Below are 17,896 nucleotides of genomic sequence, written 5' to 3'. Positions count from 1 at the left end.
TCCGCCGGGGTGCCGGTCTCGGCCCTCCATGCCCCCCTCCATGCCCAAGGACATAGGACGCGATGACGATCGAATTCTCTCCCCTCCTGCCGTGGATCGCGATCGGCGCGCTTGCCGCGCTTGCCGCGCTGCTGGCTGCGCTGGGCCTCGTCCAGCGGGTGCGGGGCACGCTGGTGCGCGCGGTCGCGCTCGCCGTCGTCGCGCTGGCGCTGGCCAATCCCATCCTGTCGCAGGAGGAGCGGGCGCCGCTTTCCACCATCGTCGCCGTCGTGGTCGACCGCAGCCAGAGCCAGCAGAGCCCCGAGCGTATCAGGATGACCGACGCGGCGCTGCAGGGGCTGAAGGACCGGCTGGCGCAGTTTCCCCAGATCGAGGCGCGCATTGTCGAGGCGGCCGACGATCCAGACACCGAGAGCCCATCGACCCGGCTGTTCACGGCGCTGAACAGCGCGCTCTCCGACGTGCCGCCAGCGCGCGTCGGCGGGGCGATCTTCATCACCGATGGCCAGGTTCATGACGTGCCCGGCATCAACCAGCCGCTCGGTTTCGATGCCCCCGTCCATGCGCTGATCACCGGCCGGCCGGACGAATTCGATCGTCGCGTGGAGATCGTCAGCGGTCCGCGCTTCGGCATCGTCGGCGAGGAGCAGGTGGTGACCTACCGGGTCATCGATGACGGGCCGACGCCGGACGGACCGGCCGAGGTGACCATCAGCCTCAACGGCCAGGAGATCGCCCGCCAGCCGGTGACGCCCGACACCGACATTCCCTTCCGCTTCACCGTGCCGCGCGGCGGCAACAATATTCTCGAAGTCGCCGTCGCGCCGCTGGCCGGCGAGGTGAGCGCCGCCAACAACCGCGCCGTTCATGTGCTGGACGGGATCCGCGAGAACCTGCGGGTGCTCCTGGTCTCGGGCGAGCCGCATTCGGGCGAACGGGCCTGGCGCAATCTGCTGAAGTCGGACGCGGCCGTCGATCTCGTCCACTTCACCATTCTGCGGCCGCCGGAAAAGCAGGATGGCACGCCGATCAACGAGCTGTCGCTGATTGCCTTTCCCACGCGCGAGCTTTTTGTCGAGAAGATCGACCAGTTCGACCTGATCATCTTCGACCGCTACCAGCATCGCGGCGTTCTGCCGATCATCTATTACGACAACATTGCCCAATATGTGGAAAAGGGCGGCGCCCTGCTGATTGCCGCCGGGCCCGAACATGCCGGACCGGATTCGATCGCCACCACGCCGCTGGCCGCCGTGTTGCCCGCCAGCCCCACCGGCAGCATGACCAATGAAGGCTTCTATCCGCGCCTGACCGACGAGGGCAAAAAGCATCCCGTCACGCGCGGGCTGGAAGGGGCCGATTCCGAGCCGCCGCACTGGGGCCGCTGGTTCCGCACCGTGGATGTGGACCGTCCCCAGGGGCAGACGGTGATGCAGGCGGCCGATGGCCGGCCGCTCCTGGTGCTGAACCGCGTCGGCAAGGGCCGCGTCGCCATGCTGCTCTCCGATCAGGGCTGGCTCTGGTCGCGCGGTTTTGAAGGCGGCGGGCCGAGCGTGCCGCTCTATCGCCGCATGGCGCATTGGCTGATGCAGGAGCCGGCGCTGGAGGAAGAGGCGCTGACGGCACACGCCACCGGCCGCATGCTGGAAATCGACCGCCAGACGATCAAGGGCGATCCCGGTCCCGCCACCGTGACCCTGCCCTCCGGCCGGCAGGAGACCGTGACGCTGGGCGAGGCCGAGCCCGGCCTTTACCGCACGCGCCTGCAGACGGCCGAGACCGGTCTGTTCGAGATCGCCAATGGCGACCTCAATACCCTTGTCCATGTCGGCGCGGTGGATGCGCCGGAGTTCAAGGCCACCGTCTCGACCACGGCGCTGCTGCAGCCCTGGGCCGACAAGACCAAGGGCCTGGTGCACCGCGTGGCGGGCGAGGGCAATCAGGTGGATCTGCCGTCGATCCTGCCGGTGCGCGGCGCCGTGCGCGTGGCCGATGCCCAGCGCCTGTCGCTGCGCATGACCGACGAGACGGTGCTGAAGGGCGTGACCTCGCTGCCGCTCTTTGCCGGCTTCCTGGGTCTTGCCGCATTGCTGCTGGTGCTTTCGGCGACCTGGTATCGCGAAGGGCGCTGACCCCGCGCCCTATGCCGGCTTGACGCGATAGAGCCGGATCGGGCTCTCGGTCACGGTCTCGACCGGCGTCAGATAGTCCGGGATGCGACCCGCCAGAAGCGCCGCCGAAAGGCCGTCCGGCGCCTCGCGGGCGAGCAATTCGTCCGAGCCTTCTCCGGGGCAGAGCAGCACCAGCGTCACCTGCGCCTGTCGTATCAGCGCCAGCGCGTCCTCCGGTTTCGCCATGCCGATCCGCAATTGCGCGAGCATGCCGGCCTGGTTGCGGTGGTAGGGCGCCGAGAGAACGCGCTGGTCGGTGTAGCGCAGGATCGCGGTTCCGAGATCGACGGAGGCACTGACCCGCCCAACCGGCTCTGCCTGAAGCGGGGCCAGCGCAGCAGGCGCGATGCAGGATTTGCGGATCGCCTTGTCGGCGCCGCGCATGGATGTGGTGATCGCGCCCGGATTGCGGGTCAGGCTGATGGCGAAAAGCGACCAGACGAACGGCACGCTGGCGGCGAACAGCCCGAGAAAGGCGACGGTCCTGAGCGCGCTGGCGCGAAAGGCAGGCGTGCGCGGCCTTGCCTGCGCCGTCTGGCGCAGACGCGTCAGGGCGTCAGACAGGGGAAACAGCGCGATGAAGCAGGCGAAGATGCCGCCGCGCACCTGAATGGCGGCGACGGTCAGCTGGATCAGGAGAAGGGCGAGCAGCGTCAGATGCGCCTCGACTCGCCGGCGCTGGACAAGCGCGACGAGGCAGGCGACCACCGCGATGACGCCGACGGCATAGGCGCCAGGAACGAGTTCCGGCGCGTTATGCCAGAGAGCGGGCAGCGATTGCGCTTCCGAGACATAATCCAGCCAGAGCCGGCGCAGCAGCGGATCGAGATTGGCAAGCGGATCGGCGAGGCATTGCGGCGCGATGGCGCGGGCCAGGATGAGCACGACAAGCGCCGCAACGCCCAGGGCGCTCGCACGAACGGCGCGCGACCGGCCGCTGAGCGTCAGTGCCGCGCCCGGCAGCATCGCGCCCCCCGCCGCCCCGAGCGAGACGAAGCCGATTGACAGGTTGTCGCAGGTGACCATGCCATAATGGCTCGGCGGAATGGTGAGGAAGAAGGCAGCGCTGAGCGCTGCCGCCAGCGTCAGGCCGAAGCTTGCGGCGGCGCGCGCCATGTCGCGACCATGCCAGACCCAGGCAAGGGCGACGCAGCCGCAGGCCGCCGCCATCAAGGGCGCGGTCTCCGCGCCCACCGCCATGGCCAGGGCGACGCAGAGTCCGGCGATGGCATGGCTTGCCGCGCGCCGGCGCGGATCGAGCAGCATGGCCGTCAGCAGCGAGACGAGTGCGATCTGCACATTGTGATGGTCGATGGCGCCGGGGTCGAAACGGGCGGTGCCGACGATGAAGAACAGGCCGAGCAGGCAGGCGATCGACACGGTGTCGCGGGTGCCGAGATTGCGCCCGCCGAGTGCAAGCCCCCAGAAGACCGGCAGGATCAGGCAGAGTGGCCAGACGGCGAGCGCGGCGGCCTCCGCCTGGAGCGGGGCGAGGAACAGGGAGAAGCCACGGATCAACAAGGCGATCGGCAGATCGATGAAGCGCGACCAGTGCATCAGCGTGCCGCCGTCAAGGCCGAGGCGCGGCTGTACCATGTCGAACCAGCTCTGGCCGGCCAGGAGATCGCGCACCTCGATCAGCCGCATCACATCGTCATTGTCGGCGCCGACATAATCGCCGGGATTGAGGAGATGGGGCAGGGCGGCAAGGGCGATGGACAGCAGCGCATAGAGGCTGGCAAGCGCCAAAGGCGGCAGGCGATCCAGCCATCCGCGCCCTGCCGGCCTCTGGCCCGGCGAAACTGGCCTCGCGTTGTTGGCGGGCTCGGTCCGGGCGGATGCGCCGCAGGTCTCGCGGGTGGTGGCCAAGGCTGCTCTCCGTGGCGGCGCTTGGCCGCGTGGACGGCAGGGCCGGCGGTTTACGAATTCTTAAGCACAGGACAGGGCTTCCGGCGCCCGTCGCGCGGTCTCAACCTAGGCTTAACCTGCATAAGAAAGGGTGAATGCATCGGTCCATGACGGACCTTCGAGACGACCGGACCTCAGCGCGCGTGGATTGCCGCTCAAGCGAGGCCCTGTCTGATCCCGTTACCGGAGCGTGTGGCTGTCGCGACCCCGGAGCAATCCAGGCTCTGGCGGTGGCACGGTCGCAAGACGGATGCTGCCGGCGCGGCAAGGAGGATGAACAAGGATGCGCGACATCGCCTGGACCGGGCTCAGGCTCGCCGTGCTGCTGCCCTGCTATAATGAAGGGCCGACCATCCTTTCCGTCGTCACCGGCTTTCGCACGGCGCTGCCCGGCGCGCGCGTCTATGTCTATGACAACAATTCGACCGACGACACGGTGTTGCGGGCCGAGCTTGCCGGCGCCACGGTGCTGCGCGAGCCGCGCCAGGGCAAGGGCCATGTGGTGCGGCGCATGTTCGCCGATGTCGAGGCCGATCTCTATGTGATGTGTGACGGCGATGGCACCTACAGGCCCGAGGATGCGCCCGACCTCGTGCGACGGCTGCTCTCGGAAGGCGCCGACATGGTGGTCGGCACGCGGCGCGGCGTGACCGCGGATGCCGGCCGCCAGGGCCACGCCCTCGGCAATCGTCTGTTCAACCGGCTCTATCGCGGCCTGTTCGGTGCGGATTTCACCGATATCTTTTCCGGCTACCGCGTCTTTTCCCGCCGCTTCGCCAAGAGCTTTCCGGCGGTCTCCGGCGGTTTCGAGATCGAGACGGAAATGTCCGTCCACGCCTCCCGGCTGAAGCTGCCGGTGGCGGAGATGGTGCTGGACTATGGCCGGCGGCCCGAGGGCTCCACATCGAAGCTTTCGACCTGGCGCGATGGGGCGAAGATCCTGTGGATGTTCGCCATGCTGATGAAGGAGACGCGGCCCTTCATCTTCTTCGCCGCGCTGGCGGCGGCCCTGCTCGGGCTCTCGGCGCTGCTCGCCGTGCCGGTTCTCATCGATTATGCCGAGACCGGGCTCGTGCCGCGCCTGCCGACCTGGATGCTCTCGCTGGTGCTGTCGCTGATGGGCTGCCTGATGCTGATGGCGGGGCTGATCCTTGACAGCCTCGCGCGGGCCCGAGCCGAGCAGTTGCGCCTGCACTATATGCAATTGCCGTCGCCCGCCCGTTTATTGGACGATCTCGCGGCCGCCACCGCCATGGAAGAGCGCGAGCCCACCGTCGTGCCGATCGGCAAGGCGGGCGCGGCGTGAGCCGCACCTTGCGCTTTCTCGGCGTCGGCGCCTTCGGCTTTCTGGTCGATGCCGGCACGACTTTGGCGCTGGTGCATCTCGGGCTGAACCCTTTTGCCGCGCGCCTCCTCGCCATTCTCGTGGCGCTTGGGGCCACATACCTCGCCAACCGCACGGTGACCTTCCAGGTCGAGGGCAGGGCCAATGTCGCCGAAGGCGCGCGCTATGGCGGCGTCGGGCTGATGACCAGCGCCATCAACTATCTGGTCTATAGCGCCGCGCTGGCGCTTCTCCCCTCGCTGCCGCCGCTTCTCGCCTTGGCCACGGGCTCGGCAGTGGCGATGGCGCTGTCCTATCTCGGCTATTCCCGGCTGGTGTTTCGTCCGCGATAGCGCATCGCTTTTCTCGGACCTTGAACGACAAAAGCCCGCGCGATGGCTCGCAGCGGGCCTTGTTTTGCGGATCGATTGCCGATCGATCAGTCGAACAGGCTCGAAACCGACTTTTCCTCGCTGGTGCGGTTGATGGCCTCGCCGAGCAGGCCGGCCGTGCTGATGACGCGGATATTGTGCGCGGACTGGACGGCTGTGGTCGGCTGGATCGAGTCGGTGATCACAAGCTCCTTGAGCTTGGAGGAGGCCACGCGGGCCACCGCGCCGCCCGAGAGCACGCCGTGGGTGATATAGGCCGTGACGCTGGTCGCGCCGTTCTTCAGCAGCGCTTCCGCCGCATTGCACAGCGTGCCGCCGGAATCGACGATATCGTCGATCAGGATGCAGTCCTTGCCGGCGACATCGCCGATGATGTTCATGACCTCGGATTCGCCGGGGCGGTCACGGCGCTTGTCAACGATGGCCAGAAGACAGTCGAGACGCTTGGCCAGAGCGCGGGCGCGCACCACGCCGCCGACATCGGGCGAAACGACCATGACATTGCCGAGATCGTAATGCTCCTTCACGTCGCGGGCGAGAATGGGCGCGGCGTAGAGATTGTCGGTCGGGATGTCGAAGAAGCCCTGGATCTGGCCGGCATGCAGGTCGAGCGTCAGAACGCGGTCGGCGCCGGCTTCGGTGATCAGGTTACAGACCAGCTTGGCGGAGATCGGCGTGCGGCCGCCGGTGCGGCGGTCCTGGCGGGCATAGCCGAAATAGGGGAGCACGGCGGTGATGCGCTTGGCCGAGGAGCGGCGCATGGCATCGATCATAATCAAGAGTTCCATCAGATGGTCGTTCGTCGGAAACGAGGTCGACTGAATGATGAAGATGTCTTCGCCGCGGACGTTTTCCTGGACCTCGACGAAGATCTCCTGGTCGGCGAAGCGGCGGACCGTGGCGCGCCCGAGCGGGAGATTGAGATAGTTGCAGATCGCCTCGGCCAGAAACCGGTTCGAGTTGCCCGAGAAAACCTTCATGAAACGCCCGCCTGTCTGACTTACAGCGCAGCACCTCATGGCGCGAAGGACGCTGTAGCCCAATCGATCTACCGCTTGACCCCGTCCGCTTTCCCTCGTCGGGAAAGGCACAGGATCCTGCATGTCCGGCTCCCAGGAAGCGCGAAACTGGCCGCTGGCGGGGAGCGTCGTGTCGAGAACCTTCAACACCGGCCCGTTCGACGCTGAACGCCTCTTCAAGGGAGATAGCAGGGGCCGATTGGCCGCTTCTTAACGCCGATCTAGCCGAATGCAAGGGCCTTGCAAGGCTCTGTCCCGCTTTATCCGAAAAAGATTAATCCCGCTCAGCCCCGGTTGCCCGAGCGCCAGGAAAGATAGGCGGCAATCGTCTTGCTGCCGATGGCCTGCATCGTCTCGGCGGGCACGGCGGACCAAGGATCGCGGGCGGTGCCGCGCACGCTTTCCTGCCCCTGCAGCCGCGTCAGACGGTTGCCGGAGGCATCCAGCACGTCCCAGACATAGGTCACCGTGGTCTTGCCGCCGTCCGACAGGGCCGACAGATAGCCCTTGAGCATATGGCGCGCATTGGGGTCAGCCGATGTTTTGAGCTTCAGCCCGTTGGAGCGGGCATCGGCGCCGAGCGCGCGCGACAGCGGCTCGACCGCGCCGACGGGCGCGCCGATGATCGGCAGGAAGCGGACAGTGGCCGCATCGCCGCTCTCGGCCGGCGCAAGCGCAGCGGTTTGGTCGGCGGGGGCCTGTTCGGCGGCTGGGGGGGATGCCTGACGGCGGGCGGGCGGCAGGTCCTCGGCGGCGGCGGGCTCGGCCAGCGCGGCCGTCTCGCGCACGGGGCCGCGGCGGGGTGCCGTCTCTTGCGTGTCGAGCCGGTCGGGCCCGCGCTGCAGCCGGGCGGCCTGCGCCTCGAGCGAGCCGGCGGGGTCGCGATAGCCGGTCGAGGGGGCGGCATAGGCGACATCCGACGGCGGCAAAGGCTGGACCGAACCGGTGGACACGGGGGCGAGGGGGCTTTCGGAGATGGGGGCCATGGAGGCCGCGGCGCGGCGGCTTGCGGCGTGCACCACCTCCGGCTGGTGCTCGACGGCGGCCAGATCCGATTGCGTCACCGGCGGCGAGTTGATCGAGCTTTCGCCGACATCCACCTTTGGAATCAGCGCATCCGTGGTGTTGCAGGCGCTGAGCGTGGTGGCGATCAGCAGGCCTTGTGCCACGAGGCCGGTCATTCGGCTCATCCGGACCCTCCTCTTGAGGTTCAAGAGCGGGCCACGGACGCGTCATGCGCCAAGGATGCGGCCCTTCACTCGCAAGCGCGCGGTCCGGTTTCCCGGTGCCCAGAAACAGGGCGCCGGGAAAATTCACCGCATGCTCTTAAGGAACGGTAGCAGGATTTCCTTACCCATCGGTGAAGCCGGGACGAGCGGGGCCGGACATGCCCCGCCATGGTGCAGAAGCGGGAGGCGGGGCTTACAGTTTGTTCCAGAATTGCCATTTGCAGGCGGCCAACGGCGATTGTTGGAAAGACTGTCAGACCTCGATGAAATCAAGCCCATAGCGCGACAGGGCCCGGGGCGCGCCATCGGTGGTCAGATAGGTCTGGCCGAGCGTCATGGCCGTGCCGCTGTCGGAATCCATGATGATCATATGGACGAAGAGCGACATATCCGGCTCGATCGGCTGCGGATTGCCGGCATGGAACATCTGCTGCTCCATCCAGGAGGGCGAGAAGCGGGCGCCGAGCGAATAGCCGCAGGCATTCAGGCGGTGGCGGGTGAGGCCGCGCTCGTCCATGATCTTCGCATGCACGTCGAAGACGGTGCCGAAGCTGTTGCCGGGGCGAAGGACCATTTCGATCGCCTGGATTGTTTCCCGCGCGGCGCTGTAAAGCTCGCGATGGCGGTTGGTCGGCTCGCCGATCACCACGGTGCGCATCATCGCCGCGTGGTAATGCGCGGAGACGCCGGCCCATTCCAGCGTCAGCTGGTCATTGTCGTCGAGCAGGCGCCGGCCTGCCTTGTAGCGGCACAGAAGCGCATCCGCGCCGGAGCCGATGATGAACTCATTGGCCGGATAATCACCGCCGCCGGCAAAGACGGCGCCCTGCATGGCGGCAAGGACCGCCGCCTCGCTGGCACCGGGGCGGATCAGCGGCAGGGCGGCGTCGAGCGCGTCATCGGCCAGCGATGCCGCCTTTTCCACATGCAGGATTTCCGCCGGGCTCTTGATCAGCCTGAGACGGCCGACCAGCAGCGAGGCATCGACAAGCTCGCCGAAGGTGGAAAGCTGGTGGTCGAGCAGGCGGGCGATGCGGCCGGTCATGCCATGGGTGTCATATTCGACGCCGATGCGGCAGCCGAGCAGGTCCAGCTCGCTCAGGAGGTTCTTCAGGTCCATGGTCGGGTCGGCATTGACCCTGTCGACCCAGATTTCGATGCGCTTGATGTTGGAGGTGTGCCGCGCCTGGCGCAGATCGGCCGAGCGGGTGAGCAACACCATCTCGCCATCGGCTTTCACCACCAGCGTCTGAAAGAAGCAGTAGCCGAAGGTGTCATAGCCCGTCAGCCAGTACATGCTCTCCTGGGCGAAAAGGAGCATCGCATCGAGCTTCTCCTCGCGCATGCGGGCGGTGAGCCGCTGCAGCCTTGCGGCATATTCGTCGTCGCCGAAATGAAGGGCCATTTCAAGCCTCCTTCAGGGAAATTGCGGAAATCTGCCGGCCGTAATCGGGTTCGCCGGCATGGGTGGTGCGCCGATAGGAGAAGAAGCGCGTGGGATCGCCATAGGTGCAATCCGCGAGCGATTCCGCCTGGATACCGTCCCGGCGAAGACGCGCGAGCGTATAGGCCGGCAGGTCGAACATGAAATGTCCTTCCTTGATCGACGGCGTGAAGAAGCCGGCATTGGCGCTGTCGGCTTCCAGGAAACGGGCCACGAATTCGGCGCCGACCTCGTAATGCGCCGCGCTGATCGAGGGCCCGAGACAGGCGACGATGTGGCGGCGCTCGGCGCCGATCGCCACCATGGCGTCGATGGTGGATTCCAGAACGCCCGTCAGCGCGCCTTTCCAGCCGGCATGCGCCGCGCCGATCACGCGCGCCTGAGGGTCGCAGAACAGGATCGGCCCGCAATCGGCCGAGAGCACGCCGAGCACGATACCGGGCGTTGCCGTGACAAGGGCATCTGCCTCCGGGCGCTCGGTCGCGTTGCCGGCGTCGACAGTGACGGCGCGAGGGGAGTGAACCTGATGCACGGTGGCCAGGTGGTCGATATCGGCGCCGAACCAGGCGGCCACGCGCGCGCGGTTTTCCGCCACCTTCTGCGGTACGTCGCGGGAGCCGAGACCGACGTTCAACCCTGCATAGAGCCCCTCGGAGACGCCGCCTTCGCGCGTGAAGAAACCATGGCGGGTGACGGCGCCGGCGCGCTCCGCCAGAAGCGGGCTCTGGACCGGCGAAAGAGCATGGAGCATGACGTGGGGGCCTTTCGGAGCATGGGATGTGCCGGCGCGTGCCACCGGCCGGGATAAACGCCTGATACGGGAAACCGGTTCGCGCGGATGCGTCAGGATTCAGGCAGGGAGAGCGAAGGGTGCGGGCGGTGTCAGGGCCTCATCATCTCAAGCCATGTCGATCTCAAGGCCTCTTGGAGCTGCAGCCTCACGCCCATTTCTGGAAAAACGCGGAGGGTTGCTGCGCCGGCCTCGATCTGGCGGCGGCCGATGCGCCCGGCCAAGCCTGCCAGATCATCGCCCTATGTTGGTCGCCGCGCTTCCTACTGTCAATCACCCTCGCCGTGACGGACGCAGGCCATCACAGCAAGGGGCCATCACAGCAACGGGCGCAGCGCCATTTCCAGGCCCAGCAGCAACAGGCAGACAAGAAAGCCGCGCCGGAAGGCTGCAGGGCTGATCCGCTGGCGGATGATCTGGCCGAGGGCCATGCCCGCCAGCGCCGGCAGGACGGCCGCGCTCGACCACAGGAGATTGTCAGCCTGGAAGGCGCCATGCCAGGCAAGGCTTGCCGCCAGCGCCACGGTGGAAACGGTGAAGGACAGGCCGAGCGCCTGCACGAGTTCGTCCTTTTCCAGCCCCAGCGCCTGGATATAGGGCACGGCGGGCACGACGAAGACGCCCGTGGCGCCCGACAGGACGCCGGTGACGAGGCCGATCAGCGGTGAGAGCCAGCGCTCGTGCCGCGCCGGCACGCGGCGGGGCCGGGCGAGCAGCGCATAGAGCGCATAAGCCGAGAGCACCACGCCCAGCGCGCCCGTCACCTGCCGCACCGCGCCGCCGACCATGAAGAAGGAACCGGCAAAGGTGCCCGCGAGAATGGCCAGCATCATCGGCGCGAACCGGCCTATCAGACCGCGCACCGGGCCGCCGGCGATCAGCTGCCAGAGATTGGTGACGAAGGACGGCACGATCAGCAGACTGGCGGCGGCAAGCGGCGAGATCAGTGCCCCGAGAACCCCCATGGCGACCGTCGGCAGCCCCATGCCGGTCACGCCCTTGACCATGCCGGCCAGGAGAAAGGTGAGGGTGATCAGCAGGACCGACATCAGGGCAGGATCCTCGCGGCAGCAGACGGCGGAAGAGGGTCAATCTCGGTTGCGGAAGGGCGGGATCGGCACCTTCGGATAGCTGACGGCCAGCACCTTGAACAGCTCGCCCATCTTGCCTTCGCCGACGCCGACCAGCCGCTCGACATCCTGGCGAATGCCGTCCTGGACGCCGCTATCCTTGTCGCGCCCCAGCGCGCCGGCGCGCTCGGACAGGCCAAGGGCCAGCAGGAAGTCGCCCTGATGGCCCATGCCATTGACTGTCAGCCCTTCGGTGACGGCACGCCGGGCCAACTGCTCGAAATCGACATGGCTGGTGATGTCGGCCTCACCCGGATGGGCGAGCGGAGGATCGTAGCTGTGGTCGCGCACCGCCTGCAGCGTATCGCCGAAGCTGGTCGCCAGATGGCCGTAATCGATGATCAGCGCGGTGCCGCCATTGTCCCTCAGCCGCGTGCAGAGCGCCTGCATCACGGCATCGCGGGCCGGCGCGATCTCGAAGATCGTCCCTAGGGGGACGTTCTGCGCCGGGCTCGGCAGAAGCGCGGGGTCGAGCGTGGCGATACCGGCGGCAAAGGTCAGCCGGTCCTCGCTGTCGAGGCCGACCAGACGCTCCTTGAAACCGGTCGCCGTCTTGACGAATTGGCGGATCGGAATGGCATCGAACAGTTCATTGGCCACCAGCAGGGTGAAGCCCTCCGGCAGGCTCTCGAAACTGTCGTGCCAGGTGACCTTGAACTTGTTCTCGATCAGGGTCTGGGCCTGCACCTTGCGCAGGCGCTCGCTGGTTTCGACCAGCTGCACGTCCAGCCGCTCGAACAGCTCGGGCGCCAGGCGGGCGATGACGCGCAGGATATCGGCCATCATCGTGCCGCGGCCGGGGCCGATCTCGACGAGATGCACATCCTCCGGCGTGCCGTGGCGCTGCCAGACCTCGATGAGGAAAATGCCGATCATCTCGCCGAAGAGCTGGCTGATCTCCGGCGCTGTGATGAAATCGCCCTGCAGGCCGAAGGGCTCGCGGGTCTTGTAATAGCCGAATTCGGGATCGGCGAGGCAGAGCGAGAAATAGTCGGTAACGCTGATCGGTCCGTTGGTGCGGATCAGATTGGCGATCTTGCGAGCGAGCGGGGTCGGCATCAGCGCGCTCCTTCCAGGGCCGCGGCGCGGCGCGCGCGCCAGATGGCCCACAGGCCCGCGGCCACCATCGGCAGCGACAGGAGCATGCCCATGGTCAGCCAGCCGCCCAGGAGATAGCCGAGCTGCGCATCCGGCTCGCGGAAATTCTCGACCACGATGCGGGCAAGCCCATAGCCCGTGACGAAGACGCCGGCGATCAGGCCCGGTGTCTTCAGCGCACGGCCGCGATAGATCAGCACGGCCAGCACGATGAACAGCACGATGCCTTCTAGCCCGGCCTCGTAAAGCTGGCTCGGATGGCGGGCGAAGGGGCCGCCGGTGGGAAACACCATGGCCCAGGGTACATCGGTGATGCGGCCCCAGAGCTCGCCATTGATGAAATTGCCGAGCCGCCCGAAAAACAGGCCGATCGGCACCACGGCCGCGACGATATCGAACAGGCTCCACATCGGGATCGCCCGCTTGCGGGCGAAGAGCACCATGGCAAGGGTCGTGCCCAGCAGGCCGCCATGGAAGGACATGCCGCCATTCCAGATCTGCAGCGCCCGCAGCGGGTTCTCGACCACGGCGGCGAAATCGTAAAACAGCACATAGCCGATGCGGCCGCCCAGAACGATGCCGGCGGCCACCCAGAGGATGAAATCGTCGATCGCCTCGAGGCTCGCAGGCGGCGTGTCGCGCCGCCACAGGCGCGGCGTGGCCAGCAACATGCGCGCATAGCGCCAGCCGACGAGAATGCCGGCGACATAGGCCAGCCCATACCAATGGATTTTCAGCGGGCCGATCGCCACGATCACCGGATCGATCTGGGGAAAGGGCAAAATCGACAAAAGGGTCGCGACGGTGTGCAAAAGCGGTCTTCCAGCCTTGTCTCGGCTGGACCATGACGGCGCGCGGCCGAGCGGTCAAGCCGGGGCAGGGCGGTTAAGGCTGTCGATTCACTGCTATTTTCCTTGCAACGGATGCGCGCTCCCCCTACCTCAGGAACAGGTCCCATGAGAGCCGGAGATTTCGATGACCACAGGCACCAATCGCATTATGGATGACTTCGCCAAGTTGATGACCGATGCGGCCGGCGCTGCCCAGGGCGTCCGGCGCGAGATGGAAACCGCCTTCAAGGCGCAGACCGAGCGCTTCCTCAACTCGCTTGATGTCGTCAAGCGCGAGGAATTCGAGGCCGTGAAGGAAATGGCCCTGAAGGCGCGCGAGGAAAACGACGCGCTGACGGCCCGTCTCGCCGCGCTCGAAGCCAAGCTCGCCGCTGCCGAGCCGGCGCAGCCGACGGAGGGCGGGACGGCGACACCGCTTTGAGCGGTTGCCTCTGTCTCCATCTGTTTGAAAACGGCGCCGCAACGGCGCCGTTTTTGCGTTCGGCGGCGGGGCTTCCTTGCGCTTTGGAGGCTCGTTCCCGTTGCGATTCATGAAAAAATCGCAGCCTGTGGACATGTGGCAAAAACGCTGTTCGCTGAATCATTTATCCCGGCTCGCTGAATCAATTTTCCAAGCTGAAACGCGGCCTTGCACGGCTTTTTTGCAGCCGGGGGCTGGTTTGCGGAATCCGTCATTATACACTGATTTTAAATGATGATTCGGAACGGATGGCGCAGTGCCCGGCAGGCTTGAAAGCAGGCCCGGGAAAATGTCTCGCCCTCGGTGAAATCATGAGTTTGCTGTTTGCCGATGCAGTTTCGCGGGCTTTCGCCGCCCGTGGGCGCGATGTCGCTTGGTCTTTCGGCAGGCGAAGAAGGAAGATGCCGTGGGGAAGGGGAAGCTCCTTCTCCCGCTGGCCGAACATGGTGCGAGAGCCCGATGAGAATGGAACTGCAGCGTCAATCCAACCCGGTCGACATGATCGAGTTCGTCGCCGCCAACAATGACTGGAGCTTCGAGCGCTCGGGCGAGGACGAGATTGCCATGGCGGTCGCGGGCACCTGCGCCGACTACCACATCTCCTTTTCCTGGATGGAAGAGTTCGAGGCGCTGCATCTGGCCGTGGCCTTCGATCTGGCGATCCCCGATAGCCGGGTGAGCGCGGTCAACGAGCTTCTGTCCCACATTAACGGGCAGGTGCTGATGGGCCATTTCGATCTCTGGCGGCAGGAGGATGTGGTGATCTTCCGCCAGTCGCTGCTGCTCGCCGGCGGCGCCGAGCCGACCGACCGCCAGGTCGAGGTGCTGCTGTCGAGCGCTCTCGATGCCTGCGAGAGCTATTTCCAGGCCTTCCAGTTCGTCGTCAATTGCGGCGTGGATGCGCGCACGGCGGTGGAAGCCGCCCTGTTCGAAACGGTTGGCGAGGCGTGAGACCGATGCAGCAGACGGGTGACGGGCCGATCGTTCTCATCGGCGCGGGCAATATGGGCGGCGCCATGCTCAAGGGCTGGCTCGACAGCGGCGTCGATCCCAGCGGCATCGTCGTGGTCGATCCCGGCGGCGCCAAGGCGCTGGCGCCGCTGATCGCCGAGAAGGGCGCGCGGCTGGAAACGGAGGCGCCGCAGGATCTGACGGCCGGCATTTTGTTCCTCGCGGTCAAGCCGCAGATCATGGATGATGTGCTGCCGCCGCTGAAGACCCTCGTCGGGCCGCAGACGACCGTGGTCTCCGTCGCCGCCGGGCGCACGCTCGCCTATTTCGAAAGCCTGCTCGGCCCGGCCGCCATGGTCAGGGCCATGCCGAACACGCCGGCCATGATCGGCCGCGGGGTCACCGGCGCCTTTGCCAATGCCGCCGTCGATGCCGCCGCGCGCGCCCGCGTCGATGCGCTTCTCAAGGTCAGCGGCCCGGTCGAATGGGTCGAGACGGAGGCCGATATCGATGCGGTCACGGCCGTCTCCGGCAGCGGCCCGGCCTATGTCTTCTATCTCGTCGAATGCATGGCAGAGGCCGGTCGCAAGGCCGGTCTCCAGGCGGACCTCGCCATGCGGCTCGCGCGGGAAACCGTCGCGGGGGCCGGTGAACTGCTTCACCGGTCCCCCGACACCGCGGCCACGCTTCGACAGAACGTTACCTCTCCCGGCGGCACCACCGCGGCGGCACTGTCCGTGCTCATGGCCGAGGATGGCCTGCAGCCGGTGTTCGACGCCGCCATTGCCGCCGCCCGCCGGCGCGCGGAAGAACTGGGCAAGGCCTGAATCCGATGAGCGACACCATTCCCTTTTCCGATTTCGAGAAGGTCGATATCCGCACCGGCACCATCGTCGAGGCGCAGCCTTTTCCCGAGGCGCGCAAGCCGGCGATCAAGCTGGTGATCGATTTCGGCCCCGAGATCGGGCTGAAGAAATCCTCCGCGCAGATCACCGTCCACTATACCCCTGAGGGGCTGGTGGGCCGACAAGTGCTCGCTGTGGTGAATTTCGCCCCGCGCCAGATCGGTCCGTTCCGTTCGGAAGTGCTCACGCTCGGCTTCGCCGACGAGAACGGCGCCATCGTTCTGGCGAGCGTCGAGCGGCCGGTGCCGAACGGCCATCGGCTGATGTAGGCGTTTCTGGACCGTTATCGATCTCTGCCGGCGGCATCCATGATGGCTGACGGGTGGAGTGCGGCCGGAAACAGGAGTGCGCCATGCTGCATCATGTCGAAATCTACGTCTCCGATCTCGATGCCTCCTTCGACTTCTGGTCCACGCTGCTCGCGCAACTGGGCTATGAGGAGACGGCCTTCTGGGGTGAAGGTTTTACCCTTGGAAACCACAGGGATGCCTACCTCACCTTCGTTCAGGTCAAAGAGAGATATCGGGAGCAGACCTATCACCGCTGCGGAGTCGGCCTCAACCACCTCGCTTTTCGCGTCGAAGGCCGGGATGCGGTGGATGCGCTGCGGGCCTTCTGCCTGTCATCCGGAATTGTCTCACTTTATGACGAGCGCTACCCTTTCGCCGGCGGCGAGACGCATTACGCCCTTTATGTCGAGGATCCGGATCGGATCAAGGTCGAGTTCGTGGCCGTGTAGGACCTTGAGCGAGAGCTCCAGCCTTGTTCGTGGCTCTCTTCTCACGCAGGCACCCGCACCACGGCCCTGAGCCCCCCGAGCGGGCTGTCGCCGAGCGTGACATTGCCGCCATGGCTGCGGGCGATGTCGAGAGCAATGGCCAGGCCGAGGCCCGTGCCGGAGCTGTCGAGATTGCGGGCCTCGTCCAGCCGAAAGAACGGTTTGAACACATCGTCGCGCGCGCTTTCGGGAATGCCGGGGCCGTCATCGTCGAAAGTGATGGTCAGCCAGCGGGCGCTGTGGCGGGCCTCCACATGCACGCGGTCGGCATAGCGATAGGCGTTGGAGGCGAGATTGGCGACGAGCCGGGTGAAGGCGTTCGGGCGCACGGCGATGAGATCCTCGCCTTCGACATCGACGGTCAGGTCCTTGCCATGCAGCTCGGCCTCCACCTTGAGACGGGTCATCACGTCGCTTAGCCGCAGCTCGCCCACATCCTCCTCCGCCTCGCCGCGCGCGAAGGCCAGATAGCCCTCCAGCATGTTCTGCATGTCGGCGACATCCTCGTTCAGCCCCTGCAGGTCGGGATTGTCGCCGGCCAGCGCCAGCTGCAGCTTGAAGCGGGTGAGAATGGTGCGCAGGTCATGGCTGACGCCGGTCAGCATGGCCGTGCGCTGCTCGATCTGCCGCTCGATGCGCTCGCGCATCTGGATGAAGGCGAAGCCGGCGCGCCGCACCTCTTCCGCCCCGCGCGGGGAGAAATCGTCGATCTTCTGCCCCTTGCCGAAGCTTTCCGCCGCGCGCGCGAGCGCGAGAATAGGGCGGATCTGCCCGCGCAGAAACAGGATGGCGATGGTCAGCAGCACCAGTGACGCGCCGACCATCCACACCAGGAAGATATGGGTGTTGGACGCATAGGCCTGATTGCGGCGCACGAAGACGCGGGCCATGCGGTGATCGTCGATCCTGATGCGGATCTGCACCGTGTCGCCGAAGGTATCGAGCCAGAAGGGCTTCTTGATCTGGTCCTCGATCTCGTCGCCGAGAATCCGGTCGAGAATGCCGAAAAGCGGGCGTGGACGCTCCGGCGGGAAGGGCTGGATCGGCTCGATGATGACGGTCAGGTTCATATGCTCGCGCGCGATGCGCACGATATTGTCATATTCCTGCGGCGGCGAGCTTTCGATGAGTTCGATGATGCCGGCGATCTGACCGACGACGGCGGCGGAGAGCCGCTCGGTGACGAGCTGCCAGTGGCGCTCCATGAAGACCGAGGCGACGACGGACTGCAGCAGCACCATGGGGATGATAACGATCAGCAGCGAGCGCGCATAAAGGCCCATCGGCAATTGCCGGCGCAGCCAGCGGGTGGCGCGGCGATAAGGGCCAAAGCCGGAAGGCGGCTTCACCCCGGTGGAAACGGTGTCGCTGATGGCCATCGATCTTCCCTTCGCATCCCCGGATGACACCATCCATGGGGTGTCGCGCTTCGCGCGCCTAATACCA

At 66.3% G+C, this 17,896-nt stretch carries 17 protein-coding genes; 8 read left to right on the top strand and 9 right to left on the bottom strand.

Annotated elements, in window-relative coordinates; all coding sequences use genetic code 11:
- Window positions 1-62 precede the first annotated feature (62 nt).
- On the top strand, window positions 63-2,132 hold the full coding sequence (locus BJF92_RS02575) for a hypothetical protein (protein ID WP_075633211.1): 2,070 nt from the start codon (window positions 63-65) through the stop codon (window positions 2,130-2,132).
- 9 nt (window positions 2,133-2,141) lie between these two features.
- Here BJF92_RS02575 and BJF92_RS02570 read toward each other — a convergent pair whose 3' ends face one another.
- Entirely contained in the window at window positions 2,142-4,040 is a 1,899-nt protein-coding gene (locus tag BJF92_RS02570) for a hypothetical protein (RefSeq protein WP_075633210.1), read from the bottom strand.
- 322 nt (window positions 4,041-4,362) lie between these two features.
- On the opposite strand from BJF92_RS02570, the gene BJF92_RS02565 reads away from it, so the two are divergent.
- Together BJF92_RS02565 and BJF92_RS02560 are read left to right on the top strand one after the other, a co-directional pair.
- Entirely contained in the window at window positions 4,363-5,385 is a 1,023-nt protein-coding gene (locus BJF92_RS02565) for a glycosyltransferase (RefSeq protein ID WP_075633209.1), read from the top strand.
- Window positions 5,382-5,756 (top strand): GtrA family protein, encoded by a 375-nt coding sequence (locus tag BJF92_RS02560; RefSeq protein WP_075633208.1) that lies wholly within the window; start codon window positions 5,382-5,384, stop codon window positions 5,754-5,756. Before BJF92_RS02565 ends, BJF92_RS02560 begins: the two co-directional genes overlap by 4 nt.
- Window positions 5,757-5,842: 86 nt before the next feature.
- Here BJF92_RS02560 and BJF92_RS02555 read toward each other — a convergent pair whose 3' ends face one another.
- The 7 genes from BJF92_RS02555 to lgt form a co-directional block, all read right to left on the bottom strand.
- On the bottom strand, window positions 5,843-6,775 hold the full coding sequence (locus tag BJF92_RS02555) for a ribose-phosphate pyrophosphokinase (RefSeq protein ID WP_075633207.1): 933 nt from the start codon (window positions 6,773-6,775) through the stop codon (window positions 5,843-5,845).
- 323 nt (window positions 6,776-7,098) lie between these two features.
- On the bottom strand, window positions 7,099-8,004 hold the full coding sequence (locus BJF92_RS02550) for a hypothetical protein (protein ID WP_075633206.1): 906 nt from the start codon (window positions 8,002-8,004) through the stop codon (window positions 7,099-7,101).
- 292 nt (window positions 8,005-8,296) lie between these two features.
- A complete protein-coding gene (locus BJF92_RS02545) occupies window positions 8,297-9,448 on the bottom strand; it encodes a M24 family metallopeptidase (protein WP_075633205.1) in 1,152 nt (383 codons plus the stop codon).
- A 1-nt stretch (window position 9,449) separates the two neighbouring features.
- Window positions 9,450-10,238 carry a peptidoglycan editing factor PgeF gene (gene pgeF / locus BJF92_RS02540; protein WP_075633204.1) on the bottom strand — a complete coding sequence of 263 codons (789 nt, stop codon included), beginning with the start codon at window positions 10,236-10,238 and terminating at the stop codon, window positions 9,450-9,452.
- Window positions 10,239-10,594: 356 nt separating this feature from the next.
- The gene (locus tag BJF92_RS02535; protein ID WP_075633203.1) at window positions 10,595-11,326 is read right to left on the bottom strand and encodes a sulfite exporter TauE/SafE family protein; all 732 of its coding nucleotides are present in this window, start codon (window positions 11,324-11,326) and stop codon (window positions 10,595-10,597) included.
- Between the two features lie 39 nt (window positions 11,327-11,365).
- Window positions 11,366-12,466 carry a class I SAM-dependent methyltransferase gene (locus tag BJF92_RS02530; protein WP_075633202.1) on the bottom strand — a complete coding sequence of 367 codons (1,101 nt, stop codon included), beginning with the start codon at window positions 12,464-12,466 and terminating at the stop codon, window positions 11,366-11,368.
- Complete coding sequence (gene lgt / locus BJF92_RS02525) at window positions 12,466-13,317, bottom strand: prolipoprotein diacylglyceryl transferase (RefSeq protein ID WP_075633201.1); 852 nt, start codon at window positions 13,315-13,317, stop codon at window positions 12,466-12,468. Before lgt ends, BJF92_RS02530 begins: the two co-directional genes overlap by 1 nt.
- A gap of 163 nt (window positions 13,318-13,480) precedes the next feature.
- Between lgt and BJF92_RS02520 the strand changes: the two genes are divergently transcribed.
- The 5 genes from BJF92_RS02520 (at window position 13,481) to BJF92_RS02500 (ending at window position 16,411) form a co-directional block, all read left to right on the top strand.
- The gene (locus tag BJF92_RS02520) at window positions 13,481-13,777 is read left to right on the top strand and encodes an accessory factor UbiK family protein (protein WP_075633200.1); all 297 of its coding nucleotides are present in this window, start codon (window positions 13,481-13,483) and stop codon (window positions 13,775-13,777) included.
- A gap of 498 nt (window positions 13,778-14,275) precedes the next feature.
- On the top strand, window positions 14,276-14,767 hold the full coding sequence (locus BJF92_RS02515) for a type III secretion system chaperone family protein (protein WP_075633199.1): 492 nt from the start codon (window positions 14,276-14,278) through the stop codon (window positions 14,765-14,767).
- Between the two features lie 5 nt (window positions 14,768-14,772).
- Window positions 14,773-15,594: a pyrroline-5-carboxylate reductase gene (gene proC, locus BJF92_RS02510; RefSeq protein WP_075633198.1), complete on the top strand. Its 822-nt coding sequence runs from the start codon at window positions 14,773-14,775 to the stop codon at window positions 15,592-15,594.
- Window positions 15,595-15,599: 5 nt separating this feature from the next.
- Window positions 15,600-15,941, top strand: coding sequence for a tRNA-binding protein (locus BJF92_RS02505; RefSeq protein ID WP_075633197.1), 342 nt, complete (start codon window positions 15,600-15,602; stop codon window positions 15,939-15,941).
- A gap of 83 nt (window positions 15,942-16,024) precedes the next feature.
- Window positions 16,025-16,411, top strand: a complete 387-nt coding sequence (locus BJF92_RS02500; RefSeq protein WP_075633196.1) for a VOC family protein — start codon at window positions 16,025-16,027, stop codon at window positions 16,409-16,411.
- Between the two features lie 41 nt (window positions 16,412-16,452).
- Here the strand turns inward: BJF92_RS02500 and BJF92_RS02495 are convergent, their stop codons facing one another.
- Window positions 16,453-17,829: an ATP-binding protein gene (locus BJF92_RS02495; RefSeq protein WP_075633195.1), complete on the bottom strand. Its 1,377-nt coding sequence runs from the start codon at window positions 17,827-17,829 to the stop codon at window positions 16,453-16,455.
- Window positions 17,830-17,896 lie beyond the last annotated feature (67 nt).

This window comes from Xaviernesmea rhizosphaerae (assembly GCF_001938945.1).
GTDB classification, from domain to species: Bacteria; Pseudomonadota; Alphaproteobacteria; order Rhizobiales; family Rhizobiaceae; genus Xaviernesmea; species Xaviernesmea rhizosphaerae.
Note: the sequence above shows the minus strand (reverse complement) of the source record. Positions and strands in the feature narration are given on the sequence as shown.